This is a genomic window from Streptomyces sp. SP17BM10 (genome assembly GCF_036322405.1).
GTDB lineage: Bacteria > Actinomycetota > Actinomycetes > Streptomycetales > Streptomycetaceae > Kitasatospora.
In genome coordinates this window covers 14392-26568 of record NZ_JAQYXB010000677.1, presented here as the reverse complement: position 1 = coordinate 26568, position 12177 = coordinate 14392, and the positions used below count along the sequence as shown (strand labels likewise).

The window sequence follows — 12177 nt, the reverse complement described above, 5'->3', positions numbered from 1 at the left end:
CTCCCGAACCGAAGCACCGAAAGGAACCGGCCCACATGTCAGAGCAGGCCCGGCCCCACCACACCGTCCCCAACCCGGTGATCCCCGGCTTCCACCCCGACCCCAGCGTCTGCCGCGTGGGCGACGACTACTACCTCGTCTGCTCCAGCTTCGAGTACGTCCCCGGCATCCCGGTCTTCCACAGCCGCGACCTGGTGAACTGGACGCAGATCGGCAACGCCCTGGACCGGCCGAGCCAGCTGCGCCTGCCGCTCGACATGCCGTCCTCCGGCGGGATCTACGCACCGACGTTGCGCCACCACGACGGGCGCTTCTGGCTGATCGTCACCAACGTCGGCGACGGCGGCACCATGCTGTTCACCGCCACCGACCCGGCCGGCCCCTGGTCCGACCCGGTCCGGCTGCCCGGGGTCCCCGGGATCGACCCGGACCTCGCCTGGGACGAGGACGGCACCTGCTGGTGCACCGTCGCCGGGGTGTCCCAGGTCCGCATCGACCCGACGACCGGCGAGACCCTCGGCGAGCCGCACCGGATCTGGTCCGGCACCCCCGGCGCCATGGCGCCCGAGGCCCCGCACCTGTACCGGATCGGCGACTACTGGTACCTGATGATCGCCGAGGGCGGCACCGAGCGCGGCCACGGCGTCTCCATCGCCCGCGGCCCGTCGCCCTCCGGCCCGTTCGAGCCGTGTCCGGCCAACCCGGTGCTGACCCACCGCGGCACCAACAGTCCCATCCAGAACACCGGGCACGCCGACCTCGTCCAGGCGCCCGACGGCTCCTGGTGGATGGTGCTGCTCGCCGTCCGGCCGCGAGGCGGCACCCCCGGCTGGTACGTGCTCGGCCGGGAGACCTTCCTCGCCCCGGTCGAGTGGGTGGACGGCTGGCCGGTGGTCGGCCAGGTCACCCCCGAACTTCCCACCCCGGCCTGGCCGCTGTACCCCGCGCCCGCCGTACCGACCCGGGACGACTTCGACCAGGCCGAGTTGCACCCCCAGTGGATCTCGGTGCGCCGGCGCCCCGAGCACCTGTGCACCACGAAGGAACGATCCGGCTGGCTCACCCTGCGCGCCGCCGGCGCCTCGCTCGACGAGAACGACGCGGTCTTCGTCGGCCGGCGCCAGCAACACCTCGCCTGCCGGGCCCGCACCCTGATCGACCCCGCCGAGGGCCGCGGCGGCCTCGCCGTCCGGCTCGACGAGGAGCACCACTACGAGATCGAGGCGGCCGACGGCGAGGTGAAGGTCCTCGCCCGGATCGGCTCGCTGCGCACCGAGGTCGCCGCCCGGCCGGTGCCTGCCGGAGCCGTGGTGGTCGGTGTCGAGATCGCTCCGGAGCCCCCGCGCGGCGCGCGGACCGGGCCGGACATCCTCGCCTTCGGCGTCGAGGAGCCCGACGGCACCTTCACCGTGCTCGCCACCCTCGAAGGCCGCTACCTGTCCACCGAGGTGGCCGGCGGCTTCACCGGCCGGGTCATCGGCATGTACGCCGCGGCCGGCACCGTCCACTTCGACCGGTTCGACTACGAGCCGCGCCCCCTTCCCTGACCACCCGTCAGGGATCCGCTCCCGTTCACACGAAAGGGACACTTCCGTGAACGACGCACAGCAGACCGCACCCACCCGCAACCGCCGCCTCCACCGCACGGCCGGACTCCTGGTGGCCATGGTCACCACCGGCGCCCTCTGCGGCGGCACCGCCGTCGCCGCACCCGCCGACCAGCCCCGGTCGGCGGCCGAGGCGGCGGGTGCCAGGGTCCCGCAGGACCCGATGGCCGCCGTGGCGCGGATGCAGCCCAGCTGGAACCTCGGCAACACCCTCGACGCCATCCCCGACGAGACCTCCTGGGGCAACCCGCTCACCACCAAGGCGACGTTCGACGGGCTGCGGGCCCAGGGCTTCCGCAGCGTCCGCGTCCCCGTCACCTGGTACTCCCACCAGTCCGACACCGCCCCCTACGCCATCGACCCGGTGTGGATGAAGCGGGTCAAGCAGGTGGTCGACTGGGCCCTGGAGGACGGCCTCTACGTCGAGATCAACGTGCACCACGACTCGTGGAAGTGGATCCAGAACATGTCCACCGACCACGACAACGTCGTGGCCCGGTTCAACTCCACCTGGCAGCAGATCGCCACCGCGTTCAAGGACGAGCCGCGCACGCTGCTCATGGAGAGCATCAACGAGCCGCAGTTCGCCAACGCGACCGACGCCCAGAAGACCCAGTACCTGCGGGAACTCAACACCTCGTTCCACACCACCGTGCGCAACTCCGGCGGCAAGAACAAGGACCGCCTGCTCGTCCTGCCCTCGGAGGAGACCAACAACGCCCAGCACTGGCTCGACGACCTCTCGACGACGATCGGCTCACTGCACGACCGCAACCTGGTGGCGACCGTGCACTACTACAGCTGGTACCCGTTCAGCGTGAACATCGCCAACGGGACGACCTACGACGCCACGAGCCAGAAGGACCTGACCGAGGGCTTCGCCCGCGTGCACGACACCCTCGTCGCCAAGGGCGTCCCCGTCTACCTCGGTGAGTACGGCCTGCTCACCTCGCCGTACTCCGGCGTGGTCGAGCGCGGAGAGATGCTCAAGTACTTCGAGCACGTCAACTACGAGGCGCGGCGCAACGGCATGACCTCCGCCGTCTGGGACGCCTACAACGACTTCCTGAACCGCGGCACCATGCAGTGGCAGGTCCCCGAGATGAAGTCCCTGATCCAGAGCTCCTGGCGGACCCGCTCGGGCACCGCCTCCACCGACAACGTCTTCCTGCCGAAGTCCGGCCCCATCGCCGCGCAGACCATCACGCTGAACCGCAACGGCCTCTGGTTCACCGGTCTCTGGCAGGGCGACCGCCCGCTCATCCCCTTCCTCGACTACACCCTCGACGGCGACCAGCTCACCCTGACCGCCGACGCCCTCACCCGCCTCGCCGGCGACCGCGCCGCCGGGGTCGACGCCACCCTTGAGGTCCGGTACTCCGACGGCGTCCCCTGGAAGCTCTTCGTGCGCTCGTACGACAAGCCGACGATGGCCGACGCCACCGGAACCGCCGCGGGGCTCACCATCCCCACCCGGTTCAACGGCGCCCTGATGGCCAACGTGCAGTCCACCTACGCCGACGGCACCGCCGCCGGCCCGGCCTCCTGGACCACGTACCAGGCGTTCGACAACTTCGGCCCCGACTACACCGCCAACACCACCACCCTCAAGCCCGACTTCCTCACGTCGCTGAAGGACGGCGCTCCGGTGACGCTCATCTTCCGCTTCTGGACCGGCGACACCGTCACGTACCACGTGACCAAGTCCGGCGACACGATCACCGGCACCGCCTCCTGACCGCAGTCCCCGCCCCGGCCGCCGAACCCGGCGGCCGGGGCCCCTTTCACGTTCCGAGGTGCCTCCATGGTCCCCCTGCCCCCGCGCGTCCTGTTCGGCGCCGCCTACTACCACGAGTACCGGCCGTGCGAGCGACTCAAGGAAGACCTCGACCTGATGGCGGAGGCGAGGTTCACCGTCATCCGGGTCGGCGAGTCGGTCTGGTCCACCTGGGAGCCGGAGAACGGACGGTTCGAGCTGGACTGGCCGGCGCCGGTGCTCGACGGTGCCCACGAGCGCGGCATCGCCGTCGTCCTCGGCACACCCACCTACGCCGTGCCGCCGTGGCTGGCCCGGCAGTACCCGGAGATCGCCGGCGACCGGGAAACCGGTCGGCCGACGGGCTGGGGCGCCCGCCAGGAGGCGGACTTCTCCCACCCCGCCTTCCGCTACCACGCCGAGCGCGTCACCCGCGCGATCCTCGCCCGGCACGCGGCGCACCCGGCCGTCATCGGCTTCCAGGTGGACAACGAGCCCGGCCTGCGCCTGCCGCACAACCACGGCGTCTTCCAGCGCTTCGTCGACCACCTGCGCCACACCTACGGCGACGTGGAGACCCTCAACCGGGAGTGGGGCCTCGTCTACTGGTCGCACCGGCTCTCCACCTGGGCCGACCTGTGGCGGCCCGACGACAACCAGCAGCCCCAGTACGACGTCGCCTGGCGGGCGTTCCAGGCCCGCCAGACCACCGAGTTCATCGCCTGGCAGGCGGGGATCACGCGCGAGTACGCCCGCCCGGACCAGTTCGTCACCACCTGCCTCGCCTACAACCACCCGGCGATGGAGGACGAGGAGATCACCCGCGCTCTGGACGTCACCGCCGGGAATCCGTACTACGACATGCAGGACGCCCTCGCGCTGCCCGACACCACTCCCGACGACCACGAGCAGTGGTGGAAGACCACCGGTGTGTGGGCACTGTTCCAGAGCGCCGACCGGATCTTCTCCTCCCGGCAGGAACCCTTCCTCGTCACCGAGACCAACGCCCAGGCGATCAGCGGCCCTTCGGAGAACCGGCCGGCCTTCGACGGCCAGTGGCGGCAGGCCGCCTGGGCGCTCGTCTCGCGCGGCGCGCGGATGATCGAGTACTGGCACTGGCACACCCTGCACTTCGGCACCGAGACGTACTGGGGCGGAATCCTGCCGCACAGTGGCAGGCCCGGCCGGGTGTACGCCGAACTCGCCCGCCTGGGTGCCGAGTTCGAGACGGCGGGGGCGCTGGTCGCCGGGATCGAGCCCGACGCCGACCTCGCGATGGTCTACTCGATGCCGAGCAAGTGGCTGATGCAGAAGTACCCGCCGCTGGCGAAGCCGGACGGCAGCCCCGACCCCGCCTCCTACCACCGCGTCTTCGACCCCTTCTACCGCGGGGCGTTCGACGCCGGCCGCCAGGTGCGGATCCTGCACGCCCGCCAGCTGCACGACCCCCGGGGCGAGCGGGACGGCCTCGCCCCGGACGCCGCCGCGCGGCGCCACCCCGTCCTCGTCGTCCCCGCGCTCCACCTCGCCGAGGATTCCCTGCTCGACTGGCTCACCGCCTACGGCGAGGCCGGCGGCCACCTCGTCCTCGGGCCCCGCACCGGCTACGCGGACCACGAGGCCCGGGCCCGCCACGAACCCGCTCCGCCACGCCTCACGGCCGCCGCGGGCGCCTGGTACGACGAGTTCAGCAACCTGCCGGCGGACCTCCCGCTGCGCGCCGCCCCGGGCAGCCCGCTGGACCTTCCGGAGGGCGCCACCGCGACCCGCTGGGTGGAGGGTCTCACCGCCACCGACGCCACCGTGCTGGCCGGCTACGACCACCCCCACTTCGGCCGCTGGGCCGCCGTCACCACCCGCCGCCACGGCGAGGGCCGGGTGACCTGCGTGGGCACCGTGCCCGGACGCGGCCTCGCACGGACACTGGCCGCCTGGCTGGCTCCGCTGCCCGTGGGCGGCTGGCACGAGCTGCCCCCGTCCGTGACCGCGACGACCGGGACGTCCCCGGACGGACGCCGGGTCCACGTGGTCCACAACTGGAGCTGGCGGCCCGCCGACGCCCGGGTGCCCGTGGATCTGACCGACGTCCTCGACGGGACGGCGGTGACAGCCGGCGAGCCGGTCCGCCTGGGCGCCTGGGACGTGCGGGTGTTCGTCGCCCGATGAGAAGGGGGCGGTGGGCTCCGCCGAGCCCACCGCCCCCTTCTCCACCCGACCTCCTGCCCGGGTCCTCCTACTCGGACAGGAAGCGGTAGACCGTCATCGAGCCGTACTCCTCCCCCGGGCGCAGGACCGTGGAGGGGTACTCGGACCGGTTGGGCGAGTCCGGGAAGTGCTGGGTCTCCAGCGCGATGCCCGCGTAGGCCGGGTACGCGCGGCCGGAGCGGCCGGTGAGCGAGCCGTCGAAGAGGTTCCCGGTGTAGACCTGGAGCCCCGGCTCCATCGTGAAGCACTCGACCCGCCGGCCGCTGTCCGGGTGGCTCAGCACCGCGGCCTTCCGGAAGCCCCTGCCGGTGAGCACCCAGGTGTGGTCGAACCCCTGGCCGGCCCGGCGGACCTGCGGGTGCCCGTCCGCGACGCGGTCCGCGATCGTCCGGGACTCGCGCAGGTCGAACGGCGTGCCGGCGACGGGCGCGACGGGCCCCAGTGGGATCAGTTCCCCGTCCACCGGGAGGTACCCCCCGGCCTCGACCCGGATCAGGTGGTCGAGCACCGTTCCGGAGCCCTCACCGGCCAGGTTGAAGTACGCGTGGTTCGTGAGGTTGACGACCGTGGGCGCGTCCGCGGCGGCGCGGTAGACGATGAACAGGTCACCGGCCGGGTCGAGCAGGTACATCACCTCGGCGGTGAGGGCTCCCGGGAACCCCTGGTCCCCGTCCGGGCTGTGCAGCCGCAGCCGCACCCCCGCCCGACGGCCCTCCCGGACCGCCACGCCGTCCCACAGGCGGGTGGCGAAACCGTCCGGTCCTCCGTGCAGGGTGTGGCCGCCGTCCTGGACGGCCAGTCGGTGCCTCGTGCCGTCGACCGGCAGGACCCCGCCGGCGATCCGGTTGGCGTAGCGGCCGACCGTCGCTCCGAAGTACGCGGCCTCCCCCAGCAGGTCCTCGACGTCCTCGCAGCCGAGGACGACGTTGCAGCGCCGTCCGTCCCGGTCCGGCGCGTGCACGGCCTGGAGCCGGGCCCCCAGGCTGAGCACCTCCACCGTCACACCCTCGGGCGAACCGAAGGTCCATCGGGTGATCCGCCGCCCGTCCGGAAGTGTCGCGGCGGGCTCCTGGGTCACCGTCACTTCGCCGTGGGATATGAGTGCGTCTCTCGGCACGGGTGCTACTCCATTGCGTTCGGTGCGGTGAGGTGCGGAGAACGACGACGCCCGCCGGGCGGGCGGGCGTCGTCGGCATGACGCTGGTGGGGTCAGATCCCCTGGGCCAGGCGGTGGTAGGCCTGGTTCCAGCGGAGTTCCTTGGTGAACCGGCGGATGGACGTGTCCTCGTCGATCATCAGGAGCTCCACGCCCAGCATCTCGGCCAGGTCCTCCAGTTCCTCGGCTCCGAGCGCACCGGAGAGCACGGTGTGGTGCGGCGCACCGGCGGTCAGCCACGCCTCGGCGGAGGTGTGGAGGTCCGGGCGCGGCTTCCAGACGGCACGGGCCACGGGCAGGTTGGGCAGCGGCGCCGGCGGCTCCACGACGTCGACGTCGTTCGCGACCAGCCGGAAACGGTCACCGAGGTCGGCGAGGCCGACCACCACCGCGGGGCCGGGCGCGGCGTCGAAGACCAGGCGGACCGGGTCCTCGCGGCCGCCGATGCCGAGCGGGTGGATCTCGCACGAGGGGGTGGCGGCCGCGATGCTGGGGCAGACCTCCAGCATGTGCGCCCCGAGGATCAGCTCGCTCCCGGGTTCCAGGTGGTAGGTGTAGTCCTCCATGAAGGAGGTGCCGCCGGCCAGGCCGGTGGCGGTCACCTTGAGGGTGCGCAGCAGCGTGGCGGTCTTCCAGTCGCCCTCGCCGCCGAAGCCGTAGCCGTCGGCCATCAGCCGCTGTACGGCCAGGCCGGGGAGCTGGCGCAGCCCGCCGAGGTCCTCGAAGTTGGTGGTGAAGGCCTTGAAGCCCCCCTCTTCCAGGAAGCCGCGCAGGCCGAGCTCGATCCGGGCCGCGTAGCGCAGCGACTCGTGGCGCTCCCCGCCGACCCGCAGGTCGGCGGCCAGGCGGTAGCTGCCCTCGTACTCCTTGACGAGCTCGGTGACGTCGGCGTCGGCCGTGGCGTCCACGGCCGCCACGAGGTCGTTGACGCCGTAGGTGTTGACGGAGACGCCGAAGCGGAGCTGGGCCTCGACCTTGTCGCCCTCGGTGACGGCGACGTCGCGCATGTTGTCGCCGAAGCGGGCGAGCTTCAGGCCGCGCAGTTCGTCACGGCCGGCGGCGGCACGCGCCCAGGAGGCGATCCGGGCGGTCACGGCGGGGTCGGTGACGTGCCCGGCGACGGTCTTGCGGGCGACGCCGAGGCGGGACTGGATGTAACCGAACTCGCGGTCGCCGTGGGCGGCCTGGTTCAGGTTCATGAAGTCCATGTCGATGGAGTCCCAGGGCAGTTCGACGTTGGCCTGGGTGTGCAGGTGGAGCAGTGGCTTCCGCAGGGCATCCAGGCCGGCGATCCACATCTTCGCCGGGGAGAAGGTGTGCATCCAGGCGATCAGGCCGATGCACCGGTCGTCCGCGTTGGCCTCCAGGCAGATGCGGCGGATCGCGGAGGCGTCGGTGAGGACCGGCTTCCAGACCACGTCCACCGGCAGGGCGGCTGCCGTGCCCAGTACGCCGGCGATCCGCTGGGACTGCTCGGCGACCTGCCGCAGCGTCTCCTCGCCGTAGAGTCCCTGACTGCCGGTCAGGAACCAGATCTCGCGTCCAGCGAGTGACGTCATGGTGGTGACTCCTTACCGGGCCTCGGGGTGCTGGCCGTAGACGTTCTGGTAGCGGAAGTGCAGGCTGTCGATGTCCGCCTGCGCGATGGGCAGCGGCTCGCCGAGCTGCCGGGAGATGTGGACGGTGCGGGCCACGTCCTCACACATCACGGCGGCCTTGACGGCGGCCTTGGCGTCCTTGCCGATGGTGAAGACGCCGTGGTTGCGCATCAGGACGGCGGGCGAACGGTGGCTCTTGAGGGTGTCCACGATGCCCCGGCCGATCGAGTCGTCCCCGATCAGGGCGAACGGGCCGATCGGGATCTCGGCGCCGAACTCGTCGGCCATCGCGGTGAGGACGCAGGGCACGGCCTCCCCCCGGGCCGCCCAGGCACAGGCGAAGGTGGAGTGGGTGTGGACCACGCCGCCGACCTCGGGCATGTGGCGGTAGACGTAGGCGTGCGCGGCCGTGTCCGACGAGGGAGAGTGGTCACCCTCGACGACGTTGCCGTCCAGGTCACACACGATCATGCTCTGCGGCGACAGTTCGTCGTAGGGGACGCCGCTCGGCTTGATCACGAACAGGTCCTCGCCGGGGATCCGGGCGGAGACGTTTCCGGCCGTCCAGACCACCAGGTCGTAGCGGACCAGTTCCTGGTGCAGTTCGCTGACCTGGTGGCGGATCGGGTCGATGTTCGCGTTCACTTGGCCTCGCTCGATGACGTGAGGGCGGCGTTGCGGATGGCACGCAGGCGGTGCAGGGTCTTGTCGGCGCCGAGGCCGAAGTGGTCGTGCAGGGTGCGGTATTCGGCGAAGAGCCGGTCGTAGACGTCGGCCGCGGTGCCGTCCGGCCGGTACGCCGCCGGGCGCACCCGGCCCATGGCCGCGGCCGCGGTCCGCACGTCGGGGTAGGCTCCGGCGGCCACGGCGGCGTGGATCGCCGAGCCTAGGGCCGGCCCCTGCTCGGACTCGGCGACCGAGACCGGGCGGCGCAACACGTCGGCGTAGATCTGCATGAGCAGTTCGTTCTTCTTCAGGCCCCCGGTGACGACGAACTCGGTCACGGGGACACCGCCCTGCTCCAGGGCTTCGACGATGACGCGGGTGCCGAAGGCGGTGGCCTCCAGCAGGGCGCGGTAGATCTCCTCGGGACGCGTGGCGAGGGTGAGTCCGACGATCACGCCGGAGAGGTGGTGGTCGACCAGGGTGGAGCGGTTGCCGTTCATCCAGTCGAGCGCGACCAGTCCGTGGGCGCCGACGGGTTGGGCGGCGGCCTTGCGGGTGAGGAGTCGGTGCGCGTCCTCGCCGTTGCGCTCGGCCTCGGCCACGTAGTCGGCGGGCAGGCCCTGACGCAGCCACCAGGCGAAGATGTCTCCGACGGCGCTCTGGCCGGCCTCGTAGCCGTAGGAGCCGGCGACGATGCCGTCCTCGACCACCCCGCACATGCCGGGGACCTCCGCCAGCGTGGCGCCGTTGACGACGTGGCAGGTCGACGTGCCCATGATGGCGAGGAGCTGGCCGTTGTCGACCGCCCGGGCGGCGGGCGCGGCGACGTGGGCGTCGACGTTCCCCGCCGCGACCGCGATCCCCTCGGGCAGACCGGTCCACTCCGCGGCCTGCGCGGTGAGCGAGCCGACCCGGGAGCCGAGCGGGGACAGCGGGTGCTCCAGGCGGGTCCGTGCGAAGTCGCCGAAGCCCGGGTGGAGCGCGGCGAGGTAGTCCTCGCTCGGGTAGCTGCCGTCCTGGTGGATGCCCTTGTAGCCGGCGGTGCAGGTGTTGCGGCTCTCGGTGCCGGTGAGCTGCCAGACGATCCAGTCGGCGGCCTCGATCCAGCGGGCGCAGGCGGCGTAGACGGCCGGGTCCTCTTCCAGGACCTGCAGGGCCTTGGCGTACTGCCATTCGGCGGATATCCGGCCGCCGTACCGCGGGATCCACTTCTCCCCGCGGGCGTGCGCCAGCGCGTTGATCCGGTCCGCCTGCCCCTGGGCGGCGTGGTGCTTCCAGAGCTTGGGCCAGGCGTGCGGGTACGGCGCCCACGCGGGCGTCTCCGCCAGCGGTGTGCCGTCCGCGAGCACCGGGAGGACCGTGCAGGCGGTGAAGTCGGTCGCGATGCCGATGACTTGGGCGGGGTCGACCCCGGCGTCGGCGAGCGCCGCCGGCACGGCGGTGCGCAGCACGGCACGCCAGTCGGCGGGGTGCTGGAGGGCCCAGTCGGGCGGGAGCGGTCGGCCGGTGCCGGGCAGCTCGCGCTCGATGACGGCGTGCGGGTACTCGTGGACGGCGGTGCCGACCTCTTCGCCGTCGCGCACGCGGACCACCACGGCGCGGCCGGAAAGGGTTCCGAAGTCGATGCCGACGACGTACCCCTCGGAGTCCCGGGCGGCAGGAATCACGGTCACATCCTCATTCTTCGTGCGGGAGACCGGTGTTGTCACCCGTCGCCGGTGCAATCCAAGTCCGGGGCAGGGCGGATCGAACCGGCGACAGGCCCCGTTCCGCCGGCTCCGTCGGGGGAGGGCGGAAGGAGGACCCGCCGGCGAACGGACGGAGGCATTTCGTTGCCCGCCGGCGGAGCTGAGGAGCGCTTTTGTTAGCGCTCACATGAATTGTTAGCGTTCACATATGCGCTGTCAAGGGACGCGTCGTCATCGCACCCCGACCGTCGGCTGGCGGCCGGCGCGCGGCCCCGACCGGGTGGTGCGCCGGACGGGATCCGACGACGGGATCACACGGGCTCCGATGACGGGATCAACGGTGCCCGGCGGGGCCGACGCTGCGGCGCAACACCATCTCCGGGGTGATCTGCACATGGGTGTGGGCCGGCGCGACGCCCTCCAGTTCCCCGACGAGGAGTTCCAGGGCCCTGCGGCCGAGTTCGCCGAAGTCCTGGCGCACGGTGGTGAGCGGCGGGGTGAAGTAGGCGGCCTCCGGAATGTCGTCGAAGCCGACCACGCTGATGTCCCCGGGGACCGAGCGGCCCGCCTCGTGCAGGGCGCGCAGCAGGCCGAGGGCCATGTGGTCGTTGGCGCAGAAGACGGCGGTGACGTCGGCCAGTCCGGCGATCCGCAGACCCGCCTGGTAACCCGAGCGGGCGCTCCAGTCGCCACGCTCCACGACCGGCACCGGCGCTCCGGCCGCCTTCAGCGTGAGCCGCCACCCCTCCTCGCGGTCCTGGCTCTCCAGCCAGTTGGCCGGTCCCGCCAGGTGGTGAACGGTGCGGTGGCCGAGGTCGAGCAGGTGGCCGGTGGCCTCTCCGGCACCGAAGCGGTTGCTCACCGACACCATGGGCACCTGGGTCTGGTTGCCCGAACCGACGGCGACGATCGGCACGGAGCTGGAGAGGCGGGCGACGGCACTGACGGCGGAGGTCTGCGGAGCGATCACGACCACGCCCTCCACCCCCTGGTCGCGCAGCCGGTCGACGGCCTCCTGGACCGAACGGCCGTCCAGGGAGCGCAGACTGGTCACGCTGACGAAGTACCCGGCGCTGCGCGCGGCGCGCTCGATCCCGTCCAGCATGGAGGCGGGGCCGTAGAGGGTCGAGTCGAAGCTGACCACGCCGAGGGTCTGCGAGCGGCGCGTGACCAACGTGCGGGCCGCCGAGTTCGGCCGGTAGTCCAGCTCCCGTATGGCCGCCAGCACCCGGTCCCGGGTGTCCGGGCGGACGTGCGGGGCACCGTTGAGCACCCGGGACACCGTCTGGTGGGAGACACCCGCCAGTTTCGCCACGTCCGCCATCACGGGCTGGCGCTGTTCCGTCCCGGCGCTGTCGGTTCCCACTCGCAGTCCCCTCCTCGGTTGTGGACCACAGTACGCGACCAGGTCCAGGCCAATCCGCCACCGACGGTCCGACCGACGGCTTCCCTTTCATACCAGCCGCGTGGACCGCGGGGACGTGCCACTACGTTCAAGTTA

8 protein-coding genes are annotated in these 12177 nt (G+C 72.0%); 3 read left to right on the top strand and 5 right to left on the bottom strand.

The genetic code is table 11. From position 1 onward, the window contains the following. Nucleotides 1-35 precede the first annotated feature (35 nt). The 3 genes from PUR71_RS38010 (at nt 36) to PUR71_RS38000 (ending at nt 5529) form a co-directional block, all read left to right on the top strand. Complete coding sequence (locus tag PUR71_RS38010; RefSeq protein WP_329931845.1) at nt 36-1547, top strand: glycoside hydrolase family 43 protein; 1512 nt, start codon at nt 36-38, stop codon at nt 1545-1547. 46 nt (nt 1548-1593) lie between these two features. Next, on the top strand, nt 1594-3345 hold the full coding sequence (locus PUR71_RS38005; protein ID WP_329931844.1) for a cellulase family glycosylhydrolase: 1752 nt from the start codon (nt 1594-1596) through the stop codon (nt 3343-3345). A gap of 66 nt (nt 3346-3411) precedes the next feature. Continuing rightward, entirely contained in the window at nt 3412-5529 is a 2118-nt protein-coding gene (locus PUR71_RS38000; RefSeq protein WP_329931843.1) for a beta-galactosidase, read from the top strand. A gap of 67 nt (nt 5530-5596) precedes the next feature. On the opposite strand, the gene PUR71_RS37995 is transcribed toward PUR71_RS38000, so the two are convergent. The 5 genes from PUR71_RS37995 to PUR71_RS37975 all read right to left on the bottom strand — a co-directional run bounded on the left by PUR71_RS37995 (nt 5597) and on the right by PUR71_RS37975 (nt 12042). Next, complete coding sequence (locus PUR71_RS37995) at nt 5597-6685, bottom strand: aldose epimerase family protein (protein ID WP_329931842.1); 1089 nt, start codon at nt 6683-6685, stop codon at nt 5597-5599. 92 nt (nt 6686-6777) lie between these two features. Next, nucleotides 6778-8283 (bottom strand): L-arabinose isomerase, encoded by a 1506-nt coding sequence (gene araA / locus PUR71_RS37990; protein WP_329931841.1) that lies wholly within the window; start codon nt 8281-8283, stop codon nt 6778-6780. Nucleotides 8284-8295: 12 nt separating this feature from the next. Next, entirely contained in the window at nt 8296-8967 is a 672-nt protein-coding gene (locus PUR71_RS37985; protein ID WP_329931840.1) for an L-ribulose-5-phosphate 4-epimerase, read from the bottom strand. Continuing rightward, entirely contained in the window at nt 8964-10661 is a 1698-nt protein-coding gene (locus PUR71_RS37980; RefSeq protein ID WP_329931839.1) for a ribulokinase, read from the bottom strand. The genes PUR71_RS37985 and PUR71_RS37980 overlap by 4 nt, the downstream gene beginning before the upstream one ends. Nucleotides 10662-11010: 349 nt before the next feature. Further along, the gene (locus tag PUR71_RS37975) at nt 11011-12042 is read right to left on the bottom strand and encodes a LacI family DNA-binding transcriptional regulator (RefSeq protein ID WP_329931838.1); all 1032 of its coding nucleotides are present in this window, start codon (nt 12040-12042) and stop codon (nt 11011-11013) included. Nucleotides 12043-12177: the final 135 nt, after the last annotated feature.

Bases quoted from the DNA above. Each gene is read 5' to 3' on its own strand.
- PUR71_RS38000 (WP_329931843.1), top strand. From the start codon at position 3,412: ATGGTCCCCCTGCCCCCGCGCGTCCTGTTCGGCGCCGCCTACTACCAC.
- araA (WP_329931841.1), bottom strand. From the start codon at position 8,283: ATGACGTCACTCGCTGGACGCGAGATCTGGTTCCTGACCGGCAGTCAG.
- PUR71_RS38010 (WP_329931845.1), top strand. From the start codon at position 36: ATGTCAGAGCAGGCCCGGCCCCACCACACCGTCCCCAACCCGGTGATC.